Source organism: Lentzea sp. NBC_00516, from assembly GCF_036346835.1.
Lineage (GTDB): Bacteria > Actinomycetota > Actinomycetes > Mycobacteriales > Pseudonocardiaceae > Lentzea > Lentzea sokolovensis.
The window spans coordinates 7516016-7530651 of sequence record NZ_CP107840.1; the positions used below are offsets into that span (position 1 = coordinate 7516016).

Genomic DNA, 14636 nt, shown 5'->3' on the forward strand with positions numbered 1-14636 from the left:
ACTTCGGCTGACACACAGACGCGATGAACGATCCCGTCGTGGCCAAGCGCCCCGCCCGTTCCGGTGACACCGGTGCGGAGCGGGGCGTCGCGGCTGCTCCCACCGCCTCGGAGGCTCCGATTCCCCCGACACCGGAAGCTCCAGTAACGACCAAGGCACCTCACGTCCGGCCTGGTGACCGCATCTTCCGCGGCCTGGCGACGGGGTCCGGTGTCTTCATCGTCGTCCTCATCGGCGCGATCGGCCTGTTCCTGATCCTGCAGGCGATCCCGTCGCTCGGGCTGGACAACGTCAACTTCCTGACCAGCCGCGAGTGGAACACCACCGACCCGACGAACCTGCGGTTCGGCATCCTCGACCTGACGCTCGTCACGGTCGTGGTCGCACTCGTGGCCCTGCTGATCGCCATGCCGATCGCGCTGGGCATCGCGTTGTTCCTCACCCAGTACGCGCCGCGCAACCTCGCCCGGCCGTTCGCGTACGTCATCGACCTGCTCGCCGCTGTTCCCTCGATCGTGTTCGGCCTCTGGGGCCTGTTCGTGCTCGGCCCCGTGCTCTTCCCGTTCTCGGAGTGGGTGATCGAGAACCTCGGCTGGATCCCGATCTTCGCCAAGGGCAATGTGAACGTGCAGCTCGGCGGCACCATCTTCACCGCGGGCATCGTCGTCGCGGTGATGATCCTGCCGATCATCACGGCCGTCAGCCGCGAGGTCTTCGACCGCACGCCCACGATGCACGTCGAGGGCGCCATCGCGCTCGGCGCGACCAAGTGGGAGGTCGTGCGCACGACCGTCCTGCCGTTCGGCAAGGCCGGTTACGTCAGTGCCTCGATGCTCGGCCTCGGCCGCGCTCTCGGTGAGACCATCGCCGTCGCGATCATCCTGAGCACCGCCACCAGCTCGTTCGGCTGGTCGTTGTTCGACGGTGGCTCGACGTTCGCCTCGAAGATCGCGCTGGCCGCGCCCGAGTTCAACGACGCGCGCTCGGCCGGTGCCTACATCGCCGCCGGTCTGGTGCTATTCGTGCTGACCTTCGTCGTGAACGCCATCGCGCGCTCGATCGTCGCCGGCCACAAGGAGTACGAGTGAGCACGAATCTCGCGGATCCCCAGCGCCTCGCGACGCCGCCGACGTTCCAGTCGGTCAGCGTGTCCCGCCGGATCAAGAACGGCCTCGCCACCGCACTCGTGTGGGGCGCGTTCCTGATCGCGATCATCCCGCTGGTCTGGGTGCTCTACACCGTGATCCAGCGCGGCTTCCCGGTCATCCTCGACGGCAACTGGTGGCAGAAGTCCATGTCGGGCCTGCTGGCCCGGCAGCAGGGCGGCGGCGCGTACCACGCGATCTACGGCACGCTGGTCCAGGGCCTGATCTGCGCGGTCATCTCCGTGCCGATCGGCATCATGATCGCGATCTACCTCGTCGAGTACGGCGGCCGCTCGAAGCTCTCGAAGGCCACGACGTTCATGGTGGACATCCTCACCGGTGTGCCCTCGATCGTCGCGGCACTGTTCGTCTACACGGTCTGGATCACGACCTTCGGCCTCGGCCGCAGCGCACTCGCCGTGTCGCTCGCGCTGGTGCTGCTGATGGTGCCGGTCATCGTGCGCACCACGGAGGAAATGCTCAAGATCGTCCCGGACGAGCTGCGCGAGGCCTCCTACGCGCTGGGCATCCCGAAGTGGAAGACGATCGTCAAGATCGTCATCCCGACCGCGCTGTCCGGCATCCTGACCGGCATCATGCTGGCCCTCGCCCGCGTCATGGGCGAGACGGCTCCGGTGCTGGTGCTCGCGGCGTACGCGCCGTTCATCAACTACAACATCTTCGACGGGCCCATGGCCTCGCTGCCGTTGATGATGGTGAACGAGCGCAACAACCCGACGGCTGCGGGCTTCGACCGGATCTGGGGAGCGGCGATCACGCTCGTCGTCCTCATCACCCTGTTCAACCTCCTGGCGACCGTGATCTCGCGGGCGCTGGCGCCGAAGACGAAGTGAGCGGGCGGACATGGCCAAGCGACTCGACATCAAGGACCTGAACCTCTTCTACGGCAAGTTCCACGCCGTGGAGAACGTCTCGCTCGCGGTGCCGCCGAAGAACGTGACCGCGTTCATCGGCCCCTCCGGCTGCGGCAAGTCGACCGTGCTGCGGTCTCTGAACCGCATGCACGAGGTCGCCCCCGGCGCCCGTTGCGAGGGCAAGGTGCTGCTCGACGGCGAGGACATCTACGCGTCCACTGTGGACCCGGTCGAGGTGCGCCGCACCATCGGCATGGTGTTCCAGCGGCCGAACCCGTTCCCCACGATGTCCATTCGCGACAACGTGGTGGCCGGCCTGCGGCTCTCGGGCGTCAAGGACAAGAAGAAGCTCGACGAGGTCGCGGAGCGCTCGCTGCGCGGCGCCAACCTCTGGAACGAGGTCAAGGACCGCCTCGACAAGCCCGGCGGCGGCCTCTCCGGTGGTCAGCAGCAGCGTCTGTGCATCGCGCGTGCCATCGCGGTGCAGCCCGACGTGCTGCTCATGGACGAGCCCTGCTCGGCCCTGGACCCGATCTCCACGCTGGCGATCGAGGACCTGATCACGGAGCTGAAGAAGGAGTACACGATCGTCATCGTGACTCACAACATGCAGCAGGCCGCGCGCGTGTCCGACCAGACCGCGTTCTTCAACCTGCTGGGTGTCGGTCAGCCAGGACAGCTGATCGAGGTGGACGACACGGAGAAGATCTTCTCCAACCCCAGCCAGAAGGCGACCGAGGACTACATCTCCGGCCGGTTCGGCTAAGAACGCGGGTTCGGCTATCTTGCTGGCGTGAGCCCGCAAAGCAAGCCCCGCAAGAAGAAGCAAGGCAAGGCACCCGGCCGCAGGCCCGAGCAGCAGTCCCCGTACGGGGCGTTGCTCGAGTCGGCGGCCGCGCTGCGTTCGGAGTCGTGGTTGCTCGCGGACGCCTGGGCGAGCGAGCTCTACGCGACGCTCTGGCTCGCCGACTCCGGCACCGACCCGCTGGTCGAGGCGCTGCAGAAGATGGACGACCCCGCGGCGCTCACCGCGTTGCGCGCCCTGGCCGGTGTGGGCTCGGAGGAGAGCAGGTCCGCCGCGTTCGCCGCCGCGGAGACCGTCGCGGCACGAGGTGTCGCCGAGCCGTCCTGGTACGTCGCCGGCACCGTGCCCGACTTCCGCGACGCCTTCCTCGTCACGAACCTGTTGGGGGACGTGGAGGTCATCGCGATCACCCAGGAACGCGCGGGTCTCGGCGAGACCGTCCTGTTCATGCGGCAGCCGGTGCTCGGGGCCACCGCGATCGAGCTGTTCGCGACGCCGGCCGAGGGCACCGTGGCGCTGCTGGAGGACATGATCGCCTCCACGCCCGAGGCGTTCCGCGACGAGATCACTCCCCTGAGCGCTTCCGACGTCTACGACCGCGTGTGGCCGGACGTCGAGCAGTTCTGGGAGGACGGCCCGGACGAGGAGGCCGAGGAGGGCCTGATGGGCGAGGAGGACGTGCGGCACCCGGTGCAGCTCATCGCCCTCGCCGACGCCCGCGTGAGCGTCCTGGTGCCCAAGGAGTACGAGATCCCCGCCGTCAGTCCGGAAAGGACGGACGAGGTCGTCGACGCGTTCCTGGCTTCAGAGCACGGGATCGCGGACGTCGAGGCCGCGCGGGCGTTCGCACGGATCGTCGTTTCCGCCGCTGTGGAACAGAACCGCGATCCCGTTGTCTACGGGCCTGCGTCGCTGACCGCCGTGCTGATCCTGAACGTGGCCGCCAAGCTGCACGTGAGCGACGCGGATCTGGCTCTGCTGCCCGAGATCGTGCGGGCGTGGGCCTACTTCACCGTGGACGCCCGGGATCTGCCGCGCGACGAGGCGCGGGCGGTGTGGGACGAAGAACTGCCCACCGTGCTCGCCGAGTTCTCCGAGGCCTACGCCGATCCGGAGCTGGTGGCAGAGCGCGATGGGCAGTTTCGCTGATTCCTGAAGGATCTGGAAGATCTAGAGGTTCTCGTCGTCGCCGTAGCCGGGCATCCGGCCGGTGACGACGAAGACCGTGCGCTTGGCGACCGACACGGCGTGGTCGCCGTAGCGCTCGTAGAAGCGACCGAGCAGCGTCACGTCCACCGCGGCGGGGACGCCGTGCTGCCACTCCTTGTCCATGATCACGGAGAACAGGTGGCGGTGGATGTCGTCCATCGCGTCGTCCTCGTCCTCGAGGCTGCGCGCACGGTCGACGTCCTTCTCGCGGATGATCGACGCGGCCTCGTTCGCGAGCTTGACCGCGATCCGGCCCATCTCGGAGAAGTACGGCTGCACGTCCTCGGGCAGCGCCGACGCCGGGTGCCGGCGACGCGCGGCCTTGGCCACGTGCAGTGCCAGGTCGCCCATGCGCTCAACGCTTTCGGCGGCGTGGATCACCGCGAGCACCGTGCGCAGGTCGGTCGCGACCGGCGCCTGCAGTGCGAGCAGTGCGTACGACTGCTCCTCGATGCTGGAGCGGACGTCGTCGACCTTCTGGTCGCCGCTGATGACCTGCTCGGCCAGGCCGAGGTCGGCCTGCAGCAGTGCCGTGGTCGCGTTCTGCATCGCCTCGGCGACCATGCCGGTCATGTCGGCCAGCTGGTCGGCGAGCTGTTCAAGCTGGTCGTGGTAGGCCTCGCGCATGGCGCTCAGCCTACGTCCCGACCATCGCGGCAGCGACATGCCAGCATGAACCGCAGGTGAACCCCAGGCGAATCACTTCGCCGCGCAGGGGTCCTGTGCCGCGTTCACAATGGACAGACCGTCGCCAGGCTGACCAGCTGCCTGACCCTGCGGAGTGCCCTGCTGGGTACCCGCCTTGGGCGACTGGATCTTCTCGTCGAAGCCCGCGCCGATCGTCAGCTGGATCGCCCCGCCCATCTCCGGTGCCTCGACCAGGTCCGCGCCGGGCACGGCGGCCTTGAGCGTCGCGGCCTTGTTCTCGTTGCCCTTCGCGAACTTGATGATCGTCTTGGGGGCGTTCTCCGGTGCGTTGCCCCGCTGCGCGATCTTGAATCCCTGCTGCTCCAACGCGTTCGCCGTCCTGCCGACCGCGCCGTCGTTGGTCGGGTCCCCGTTGAGCACCTGGATGGTGACGTCCTTGGGGTCGATCACCGTGCCGGGCTGCTGCGCGGGAGCGTTGGTCTCGCCGGGCTTGCCCTCGACGGGCTTCTCCTGCGGCAGCGGCGTTCCGTCGATGATCGTCTGGAACAGCGCCTTGACGTCGTCGTCCTTGAGTCGCTCGATGTTGTCGTCGTTCGACTTCGTCGGGCCCTCGTCGGTCCAGTGCGGCATCGTCACGAACGAGACGCGACCGGCGTCGAGGCTCTGCAGGGAGTTCGCGAGCTCCAGCAACTGCGCCACACCGACGTTGTCACCGGCGGTGGACTTGGTGAGCGCGTTGATGAAGTTGTTGAGCTTGGTCGGGCTCAGCAGGACCTCGTTCGACAGCGCCTGACGCAACATCGCCGACAGGAAACCCTGCTGCCGCTTGATCCGGTCGAAGTCCGTACCGCCGTCGCCCTGGGCCTGGACCTTGCGAGCGCGCACGTACTGCAGCGCCTGGTCGCCCTTGAGCGTGTACTTGCCCGGCTTCTCGAGGATGACACCGAGCTCGTCGTCCTTGATCGCGATCGGCGAGCAGATCTCCACGCCGCCGATCGCGGTCGACATCTCGCGGAAGCCGACGAAGTCGATGCTGACGAAGTGGTTGATCTTGAGGCCGGTCAGCTGGGTCATCAGGTTGGCGACGCACTCGGGCCCACCGTCGTTGTAGACGGAGTTCGCCAGGACCTCTTTCTCCGGCGCCAGCGGGCCCGCGTACTGCCCGTTGTCCGGGTTGTAGGTGCGGCACGCGGGACGGTCGACGCGCACGTCACGCGGCAGCGACACGACGACCATGCGCTTCCGGTCCGCGGGGATGTGCGCGAGCATGATCACGTCCGACCGCGCGCCACCCTCCTGCGCCTGGGTGCCGACGTTGTCACCCGCCTTCGCGCCCGCCCTGGTGTCCGAGCCGACCAGCAGGAAGTTCTCGTCGCCGAGCTGCTTCTCGGCCTGTTGCACGGCCTGCGAGTTGCCGCCCAGCGCGTCGATCTTCGTGAACCTGGAGTCGGCCCACTGCATCGCGGCCCAGCCGATGCCCGTCGACGCGAACACGACGGCCGCGGCGGCGATCGCGCCGATCCGGCCGGCGCGCATCAGCTTGCGCTGCTGGGGCGTGCGACCAGGGATCCGCTTCTCGCCGGCTTCCTGACCGAGGACGACCGGCTCGGCGAACTCGGTCGCCTCGTCGACGAGGTCGTCCTCGTCGCCGTCCTTGACCCACGGCATGAGCTTGGCGCGCCGTTCCTTGCGCTGGCGCTCCTGCTCGAGCAGTTCGTCGTGCACCGCGGAGAACCGCGCGAGAGTGTGGTCGACCTCGCGACGCTTCTTCACGTCGTCGCCGATGGCCTCCATCTCGGTGGTGAGGCTCAACGGGTCCATGTCTTCGCGCTTCTCGACCTTGGCCACACCCGCCGCCGAGGCGATCTGGGTGGCTTCGGGACCGGGCGCGTCGGCCTTGGGCTCGTCCACGGGATCGGCACCGAGCCGGTTGGCGAGGCCACCGGGAATCGGCCGCGGACCACTGGACTCCGCCCTCGGGGGCATCGGCCGGGGACCGCTCGACTCCGCGCGCGGCGGCATCGGCTGCCTGCCGGTCACGTCCCCGTTCGGGGGCATGGGGCGACGGCCGGTGTTCTCCGGTCCCTCGCCGGGGACGGGAGGACGCGGAATGCCGGTGGACGACGGTGCTTCGCCCGCCAGGAGGCGGCGCGGCGCGGGGCCGTCCGGCGTCCCGCCTGGCACGGGGGGCCGTTGCAGGCCGTTGGGCTCGCCGGGTACCTGCGGGCGCTTGAGGCCGTTGGGCTGCGAGATCTCACCGGGGACCGGCGGGCGCGGGATGCCGTTGGACGACGGGGGGTCGCCGGGGCCGGGCCTGCGCGGCGGTGCTCCGCCGACCTCGGGTCCTGGCCGGCGGACCGTGCCTGCGGGCATGCCGTTCGCCTCGGGCACGCCAGGCGCGGGACGCCGGGGAATGCCGTTCGAGGATGGCGCGTCACCGGGAGGCATGCGCCTGGGGTCGCCGGGAGCCGGCGGCCTGGGCATGCCGTTCGAGGTGGCGTCGGGCACCGGTGGGCGCGGGATGCCGTTGGACGACGGAGCGTCGCCGGGGGCGAGCCTGCGCTGCGGAGCACCGTTGGGCGGCATCTCACCTGGCACGGGACGCCGGATCTGACCGCTCGGCGGCTCGCCGGGGACCGGGCGGCGCTGCATGCCCGTCGCGTCGGGCCTCGGTCGCTGGCCGGTCTGCTCGACCCGGTAGGCACCGCTCTGTTCCGGGTTCTGGGCAGGCCTCGGCCGTGGACCGGTCTGCTCACCAGGAGCGGGACGCGGGCGCGCCGGGGGCTGCTGAACGCCGTTCGGCTCGGGCGGAACGTCCGCCCTGCGCCGCCTGCCGGTCGGGTCGCCGGTGAAGTTCTGCGGGGCGGCCTGCTCAGGCCGCGGGCGCGTACCCGTCTGCTCACCAGGCCGGTGAGCTGCGGGTGGCTGCTGCCGCGGTGCCTGTGGAGGCTGCTGAGGCGGTGGTGGCTGGTGCGCCGGGGGATCAGGCAGAGCACGCCTGCCGGTGGGCGCGGGTGGGTCCGGCAGGGCACGCCTGCCAGTCGTGGGTTCTTCTGTCGAGGAGCCTGGCGGGACGGGCCGGGGGATGTTCGTCCTGCTGTGCTGCTCGATGAGCTCCGAGACGCTCAGGCCCCCAGAGCCTTCCATCGAGCGACGTCTACGGCCGGTCGGCTGGTCGTGCTGGGGATCCTGATCACCACGGGAAGAGGGGCCGCCACGTCGGGGGTCGTCGGGCACCCAATCTCCCTTCTGGGTCAGAAGCAAAAGCGGTTCGTCATTACGAAGTGACGTCGACCGGGACACAAGGGTTGCATCACCGGCGTGTCAGTTGCGCCCGCGATACTACGGATGTAGGCGACTTCTGACGACCACTCCGGGTGATAGAGCTGCGATCTGTGCGCGATTACGAGCAATCCGCTTGCCCTGAACGGGTGAGCCAGGTCACTCAGTAGTAACCGAGAACACGTGTCTCAGTGATCGCACGCCTGCCAGCGGCAGCACCTGCGAGGCGAACCCGTCCATCGGCACGGTACGCCACCGCGTTGCGTCCCGACTGCTTAGCTGTGTAGAGGAGGCTGTCGGCGCGGAGCAACTGCTGCTCGGCGCTGACGGCCGGACGTTCCGGCGCCTCGTCCGCGGGCGGCTCGTACGCGAGGCCCGCGCTGACGGTCACGCGCAGCCCTGGCGCGATCTCCTGCCACGGGTGACGCTCGACACGTTCCCGGGCCTTCTCGACGATCTCCAGGGCGCTGGAGGCGTCGACGCGGGGCAGCACGAGCACGAACTCCTCGCCGCCGTAGCGGGCGCAGAAGGCGCCCTCCGGCAGGCCCTGCTGCAGCATCTCGACCACTCGTTGCAGCACCCGGTCACCGAGGAGATGGCCGAAGGTGTCGTTGACCTGCTTGAACCAGTCGAGGTCGATCAACGCGATGGCGAGCCCGTGCCGACACGCTCCGTGCTCGGTCAGCAGGTCCATCAGCCGTTGGTCGAGGTAACGGCGGTTGTAGGAGTCGGTGAGGCTGTCGCGCAGGCTCTGCTCGCGTGCCTCGGCGTGCTCCCGGCGCAGCAGTTCGACCTCGCGGCGCAGCTGTTCCGGAACGTGCGGCTCCTCGACCTGGTCCGCGTGGACGAGTTCGAGCGCGGAACGCAGGTGCAGGTACGCCTGGCGCCACTGGCCGCGGGAGGCGAGCAACGTCGCGATGGACTCGTGCAGCCCCACAAGGCCAGGACCCTGCCTGTCGACTGGTGCGTCGGCCTGCTGGGTCTCTGCGGTTTCGGGTCGCAGCGCGGTCATCGCGGTCACCTCCTTACTTGGCAGGTGTCGTCCCCAAGTAGGCGGCGCTTGAGCAAGAAGGACACGTGGGGGCGGGATTTCCCCCGTCCGGTTGACCGTCAGCTGCTCCGATCCAGTGAGCTTGGAAGATCAACAACCCGTTCAGCCACCAAGACAGGGCGCGAACCCGTACACCTCGTCGTCCAGGAGCACGACGTGCAGTGACCCGATCTGGCTGCCGATGGCCTGATCCTCCTGTCGCAGCGTGATCGTGACGGCGACGACGTACACGTCCCCACGCGGATGAGCCTTCTCGCCCGGTGGCGCCCAGTCGGCGTCCATCCGCAGCGTGGTCCAGGTGGGCTCGACCTTGATCGTCGCGCCGCGCAGGTCGCACGTCTTCTGCTTGAAGTCCGGGTGCTGCGTGTCCTTCAGGAGCTGTGCCTGTTTGGACGCGCTCTCGTCACCGGCCTTGTTGACCTGGGAGTAGTACTCCTTGAACTTGGCGCGGTCGCCGTCGGACAGCCGGACCGGCTTCGCGGAGCCCGCGACCGGACCGCCGCAGCCCGCGACCAGCGCGAGCGAGGCCAGGAGGACCGCGACGCGTTCAGCCACCGGAGTGCATCACGTCCGCACCGGAGGGCACCGTGGCGTCCTCCGGGTCGTCCAGCCAGCCCTCGGGCAGCACGACCTTCGCCGACGAGCCCTGCCTGCCGCGCGGCCCCTCGGCGTTCTCGGGGAACGGCACCGTCCGGTCGAGCGTGCCGATGAGGTCGTCCAGCTCCTGCAGGCTCGACACCATCGCGAACGCCCGCCGCGTGTCGCCGCCGACCGGGAAGCCGTGCCAGTACCAGGCCATGTGCTTGCGCAGGTCGCGCAGCCCCTTGTGCTCGCCGTCGTGCGCCGCGAGCAACTCGGCGTGCCTGCGCAGCACGTCCGCGACCTCGCCGAGGCTCGGACCATCGGGGATCGGTTCGCCCCGGAAGGCCGCCTGCAGGTCCCGGAACAGCCACGGCCTGCCAAGGCAGCCACGCCCGACGACCACGCCGTCGCACCCCGTCTCAGCGACCATGTCGAGTGCGTCCTGAGCGCTGAAGATGTCGCCGTTGCCCAGCACCGGAATGCTGGTCACGGCCTCCTTGAGCCGCGCGATGGCCGTCCAGTCGGCCTTGCCGGAGTACCGCTGCGACGCCGTGCGCGCGTGCAGTGCCACGGCCTGTGCGCCCTCGTCCTGCGCGATACGTCCCGCGTCGAGGTACGTCAGGTGGTCGTCGTCGATGCCGATGCGGAACTTCACGGTCACCGGCATGTCCCCGGCGTTGCGCACCGCGGCCCGCACGATCTGCCGGAACAGCTCGCGCTTGTACGGCAGCGCCGCGCCACCGCCCTTGCGCGTCACCTTGGGCACCGGACAGCCGAAGTTCATGTCCATGTGGTCGGCGAGGTTCTCGTCCACGATCATCTTCGTGGCCTCGCCGACGTTGCGCGGATCCACGCCGTAGAGCTGCATCGACCGGGGGCTCTCCCCCTCGTCGAACGTGATCATGTGCATGGTCATCGCGTCGCGTTCCACAAGGGCGCGGGCGGTGATCATCTCGCAGACGTAGAGCCCGGCCCCGTACTGACGGCACAGCTGCCGGAACGCCACGTTGGTGATGCCGGCCATGGGGGCCAGCACAACGGGCGGGTCGACGGCGAACGGGCCGATCTTCAGTGCGGAGGGAACGGACACGCCCTTCAGGTTACGGCACTGACCTGCCGTGATCTTCACCGAGAGTGACCGTGAAGGCGTCCAGGACGGCGACCTGGTGGCGACGTTCGTCACGTTCGCCGGTCGGGCATCACTCCTCGACCGGCTTGGCCATGTGCCTGGTGAGCGCGTCGAAGGTCTCCTGGTCGAACGCCACGAACCGGATCGTGTCGATGATCGCCAGCGAGCGGATCGTCAGTGCGGCGATCTCCGCCGCCCGGTCGACGGGGAACCCGTAGACGCCGGTCGCGATCGCGGGGAAGGCGATGCTCTCGGCCTCGAGCTCCTCCGCGAGCAGGAGCGAGCTGAGATAGCAGCTCGTGAGCACCAGGTCCTCACCCTGTTCGCCGTCCTCCCAGACCGGCCCCACCGTGTGGATCACGTGCTTGACCGGCGTGAGGTCGAAGGCGGGCGTGGCGACGGCCTTGCCCGGTTCGCACGGAGCCAGCCTGGACCCCGCCTCCGCGAGCCTCGGCCCGGCCGCGCGGTGGATCGCGCCGTCGACACCACCCCCGCCGAGCAACGACTCGTTGGCCGCCGTGACGATGACGTCAACTCTTTGTTGCGTGATGTCGCCGAGCACCACTTCGATCGTCCCCATGCTGACCAGCGTGGCAGCGGATTCCTTGCGGTATCGCAGACTTCACTGAACGCGAACACCCCCGGTGCCCCGATCGGGTGTCAGACCCTTCTGTCAACATGCCCCTGGAGGTGGCCTAGCTCATGGGGGCGGTTGCACTGATCAGGTCCGGGTTCGAACGGTTCTTCGTCGACGGACCGGTCGGCATGCCGACCGGCGGCGGCGAACAGCAGGTCATCGCCGTTCAGCAGGTGGGTGAGCTGGCCCTGCCGACGGGCAGACTCGTGGCGGCGGATCCGTTCGTCGTGTGGCCGGAGGACGCCGAGTCGTTCACCGACGAGGTCGAGCCGGGCACGTACCCGGTGTCGGTCTCGCTGGTCTCGTACATCGACGAAGACGGTCAGCCCGACCTGCGGCAGGGCTACCGCGTCGCGGCCGCCAGGGTGACCGTGAAGGACGAGCCGGCCTACTCGTGGCGGCCGGCGGTCGTGCCGGGCGAGCACGTGCCGATGCTGCCGGTGATGCCCGAGTTCGGCTACGAGGTGAAGTCGAGCACCGGCGCGTTCTTCGACATCGCCGCCGCCTCGGCGCTGGACCGCCTGGCGGGCGACGACGCGTTGGGCAACTGCGCCCTGATCGACGCGCTCGGCGCGGTGGGTGGCGGCCGCGGCCCCGCCAACGTGACCGACGCCCGCACCGGCCTGAACGTCGTCGCGTTCTCGACCGGCTGGGGCGACGGCGTCTACCCGACCTGGGTCGGCCGCAACACCGCGGGCGACCCGGTCGCGTTCGTCACCGACTTCTCCGTGATCAACCGGATCTAGAAGCCGACGTTCACGCACGCCAGTCGTGGCCCGGCGGTGCCTGTTTCGCCGGGCTCGGTGTGCGTGTGTTCGTTGTGCAGCAACAAGGACCGCACCTGCCGTTCGGTGAACTGACAGTCCACAGTGGACTCGTGGGCGAATCTGTTGCCGGCTCCGCCATTTTCCGACGTTTCAACTGCTCGGAGGCGGGTATGCGGCTGGGGTGAGCGAAGCCGAGGAATCTCACCAGCGCAGACTCGCCCGCAACGTGAACGAGCTGCTCCAGGAGCTCCGCGTGGCCCAGGCCGGCGTGCAGATCCTGTTCGGTTTCCTGCTCTCCATCGCCTTCACCGACAAGTACACCAACGTGGGTGGCTACATCCGCGTCACCCACCTCGTCACAGTGCTGTGCGCGGCGGTGGCCGTCGCCTTCCTCACCGCTCCCGCCGCGTGGCACCGCGTCCTGTTCCGCCAGGGCCGCCGCGAGGACGTCGTCCGCTACGGCAACACGTCCGCCCTGGTGGGCCTGGCCTTTCTGGCCCTGGCGATGACCGGCACCGTCCTGCTGCTCGCCGAGGTGATCCTGGGCGGCTGGCCCGCGATCGTGGTCGGGGTGCTGGCGTTCGTCGTCTTCACCGGTCTCTGGTTCGCGGTGCCGTTCGCCTCATCCGAGCGTGCTCAGGACCGCGAGCGCCCCTAGCCCGAGCGCCACCGGCACCGCCGTCAGCACGTTCTTCCGCGTCGGCCGCGGCTGCTCGCGCAGCACCAGAATCCCCAGCGGCGCCAACGCAATGCACAGCCCGGCCGTTCCGACGATCGACAGCACCTCGGTGCCCTTCAGAACCCCGAGCGGCAACAACCCCATGGTCGCCAGCGCCACCGACCTGGTCCTGCCGAGCGTTCCGGACCGGTACGCGCCGTAGGCCAGCACGAACCAGCCGAACATGATCGTGAAGGACAGGAAGCTGAACAGGTGCAGCTCTCCGTATCCCTTCGCCACCAGGTCCGTCGCGCCCTCGACGCCCAGCTGCCCGGTGGCGCTGAACGCCGCCTGATCCACCCCGGCGTGAAAGGTCCGCTCGAACAACCCGACCGTCACCAACATCCCGCCCCAAGCAGCCCACCTGGGGTTCTTGGTGCCGATCCGCTGCACCAGGCAGGCGACCGCCGCCCACATCACGACGTTCCCCGCCAGAAATGCCGTGTACGCCGCCCGCATCAACTCCGGATGCTCGGCCACCGCCCGCAACTGGTCGGGGAAGAAGAAGTTGAACGGCGACCGCAACAGCGTGCCCACCAGCAACAGCACCGGCCCCAGTACGAGAGTCGTGCCACCAACCCACCCGTTCGGAAACCTCATGGTCGTTGACGCTGCCAGCGCCGCGACCGCCTGTGATCGGCCCGCGGTCCGACCCCGCCCTCAGACCGTGGTCCGAGGCGCCTCGTCGTGCAGGAGCTCGGAGAAGATCCTGTGCGCCAACGGTTCGCTTCGCACGCTGTTGGTCAGCACGGCCACCGCGACCCCTTTGTCTGGCGCCAGTCGAAGAAAAGCCTTCTGTCCCTTCGAAACCCCGGTGTGTCCGACCATGCCGTCCCGGTGGAGCATCCACCCGAGCCCCCAGCCGACGACCCCGATCCCGAGGTCCGGCACGGACTCGACCTGGGTCTCCCGCAACACCGCGAGCTTCGGGTCGTCGAGGTGCAGCCGCGCGAACTCCAGCAGCTCACGCGCACTCATCGCGAAGTGCGACCCGCTCGGCGCCGTGCCGTAGGCGACCGCCCACTCGGTGACCGGCGACCCGTCCTCACGGTGCCCGACCGCGGCCCGGTGCAGGATCGCCTCGTCCGCGTCGGTGACAACGGTTCGCAACCCCAGCGGCGTCACCAGCCGCTCGCGCAACACGTCGTGGAACAGCCGGCCGCGCAACACCTCCACCAGCCTGCCCAGCACCACGAACCCGCTGTTGGAGTACGAAAAAGCAGTACCGGGCGGAACGGGATGCTCCTCTTCGGCGATGGCGTCGACGAACCTCTCGATCGCGTCGTCGTTGCGTCCGGTGTCGAAGAAGTGGTTGGCGTCGATCCCGCCTGTGTGCGTGAGGAGGTGACGAGCCGTGAGCGAAGCGGTGAACCCCGGCACGTAGCGGCGAACAGGACTGTCGAGATCCAGCAACCCGTCGTCCACGAGCTGCTGCACGAGCGTGGCCGTCCAGATCTTGGTGATCGAACCGACCTTGAACACGGAGTCGTTCGTCACTTCGACCCGAGTGCGCGCGCTCAGCACACCCGCGGCCTCGTCCCGTATCTCCCCACGCGCCAGCACGGCCACCTGAGCACCAGGAACGTCGTACTCGTCGATCAACTCACCCAGCCTCGACCCCATCCAGAAAAACCTACGGACCGGCATGTCGATTCGCGGTCTGGCCGTTCGACGCATGAGTAGACGAACGAGAAACCGGGTGAGACCGGGGCGGCGATGAGGAAGACTCGGGTGTACCGATGAGTTCCTACAGCGTTGCGGGTCTCCTCCGGTGTCGCGAAGAACCTG

General features: G+C 68.8%; 15 protein-coding genes. 6 read left to right on the plus strand and 9 right to left on the minus strand.

Features of this window, described 5'->3' with window-relative positions; genetic code table 11:
• Positions 1 to 23: 23 nt before the first annotated feature.
• From pstC to OG205_RS34465, 4 genes are read left to right on the plus strand one after another with little or no spacing between them, the layout of a single operon-like run.
• Positions 24 to 1088, plus strand: coding sequence for a phosphate ABC transporter permease subunit PstC (gene pstC / locus OG205_RS34450; RefSeq protein WP_330272090.1), 1065 nt, complete (start codon positions 24 to 26; stop codon positions 1086 to 1088).
• Positions 1085 to 1999: a phosphate ABC transporter permease PstA gene (gene pstA / locus OG205_RS34455; RefSeq protein ID WP_330272091.1), complete on the plus strand. Its 915-nt coding sequence runs from the start codon at positions 1085 to 1087 to the stop codon at positions 1997 to 1999. The genes pstC and pstA overlap by 4 nt, the downstream gene beginning before the upstream one ends.
• Positions 2000 to 2009: 10 nt before the next feature.
• Positions 2010 to 2786 carry a phosphate ABC transporter ATP-binding protein PstB gene (gene pstB, locus OG205_RS34460; RefSeq protein WP_319976685.1) on the plus strand — a complete coding sequence of 259 codons (777 nt, stop codon included), beginning with the start codon at positions 2010 to 2012 and terminating at the stop codon, positions 2784 to 2786.
• 27 nt (positions 2787 to 2813) lie between these two features.
• Entirely contained in the window at positions 2814 to 3974 is a 1161-nt protein-coding gene (locus OG205_RS34465; RefSeq protein WP_330272092.1) for a hypothetical protein, read from the plus strand.
• A 21-nt stretch (positions 3975 to 3995) separates the two neighbouring features.
• On the opposite strand, the gene phoU is transcribed toward OG205_RS34465, so the two are convergent.
• The 6 genes from phoU to OG205_RS34495 form a co-directional block, all read right to left on the minus strand.
• On the minus strand, positions 3996 to 4661 hold the full coding sequence (phoU, locus tag OG205_RS34470; RefSeq protein WP_330272093.1) for a phosphate signaling complex protein PhoU: 666 nt from the start codon (positions 4659 to 4661) through the stop codon (positions 3996 to 3998).
• Between the two features lie 72 nt (positions 4662 to 4733).
• Entirely contained in the window at positions 4734 to 7829 is a 3096-nt protein-coding gene (locus tag OG205_RS34475) for an LCP family glycopolymer transferase (RefSeq protein WP_330272094.1), read from the minus strand.
• Positions 7830 to 8127: 298 nt separating this feature from the next.
• The gene (locus OG205_RS34480) at positions 8128 to 8976 is read right to left on the minus strand and encodes a GGDEF domain-containing protein (protein ID WP_330272095.1); all 849 of its coding nucleotides are present in this window, start codon (positions 8974 to 8976) and stop codon (positions 8128 to 8130) included.
• A gap of 141 nt (positions 8977 to 9117) precedes the next feature.
• Positions 9118 to 9570, minus strand: a complete 453-nt coding sequence (locus OG205_RS34485; RefSeq protein WP_330272096.1) for a hypothetical protein — start codon at positions 9568 to 9570, stop codon at positions 9118 to 9120.
• Complete coding sequence (gene dusB, locus OG205_RS34490; protein ID WP_330272097.1) at positions 9563 to 10687, minus strand: tRNA dihydrouridine synthase DusB; 1125 nt, start codon at positions 10685 to 10687, stop codon at positions 9563 to 9565. The genes OG205_RS34485 and dusB overlap by 8 nt, the downstream gene beginning before the upstream one ends.
• Before the next feature lie 109 nt (positions 10688 to 10796).
• The gene (locus tag OG205_RS34495; RefSeq protein ID WP_330272098.1) at positions 10797 to 11306 is read right to left on the minus strand and encodes a macro domain-containing protein; all 510 of its coding nucleotides are present in this window, start codon (positions 11304 to 11306) and stop codon (positions 10797 to 10799) included.
• A gap of 122 nt (positions 11307 to 11428) precedes the next feature.
• Between OG205_RS34495 and OG205_RS34500 the strand changes: the two genes are divergently transcribed.
• Positions 11429 to 12109 carry a DUF4241 domain-containing protein gene (locus OG205_RS34500; RefSeq protein WP_330272099.1) on the plus strand — a complete coding sequence of 227 codons (681 nt, stop codon included), beginning with the start codon at positions 11429 to 11431 and terminating at the stop codon, positions 12107 to 12109.
• On the opposite strand, the gene OG205_RS34505 is transcribed toward OG205_RS34500, so the two are convergent.
• The gene (locus tag OG205_RS34505; RefSeq protein ID WP_330272100.1) at positions 12106 to 12231 is read right to left on the minus strand and encodes a hypothetical protein; all 126 of its coding nucleotides are present in this window, start codon (positions 12229 to 12231) and stop codon (positions 12106 to 12108) included. The two genes, OG205_RS34500 and OG205_RS34505, sit on opposite strands and share 4 nt — an antisense overlap.
• An 80-nt stretch (positions 12232 to 12311) precedes the next feature.
• On the opposite strand from OG205_RS34505, the gene OG205_RS34510 reads away from it, so the two are divergent.
• The gene (locus tag OG205_RS34510; RefSeq protein WP_330272101.1) at positions 12312 to 12788 is read left to right on the plus strand and encodes a DUF6328 family protein; all 477 of its coding nucleotides are present in this window, start codon (positions 12312 to 12314) and stop codon (positions 12786 to 12788) included.
• Here the strand turns inward: OG205_RS34510 and OG205_RS34515 are convergent.
• Both OG205_RS34515 and OG205_RS34520 read right to left on the minus strand, forming a co-directional pair.
• Positions 12753 to 13448, minus strand: a complete 696-nt coding sequence (locus OG205_RS34515) for a hypothetical protein (RefSeq protein ID WP_330272102.1) — start codon at positions 13446 to 13448, stop codon at positions 12753 to 12755. The genes OG205_RS34510 and OG205_RS34515 overlap by 36 nt on opposite strands.
• A gap of 60 nt (positions 13449 to 13508) precedes the next feature.
• On the minus strand, positions 13509 to 14471 hold the full coding sequence (locus OG205_RS34520; protein WP_330272103.1) for a serine hydrolase domain-containing protein: 963 nt from the start codon (positions 14469 to 14471) through the stop codon (positions 13509 to 13511).
• Between the last annotated feature and the right edge of the window lie 165 nt (positions 14472 to 14636).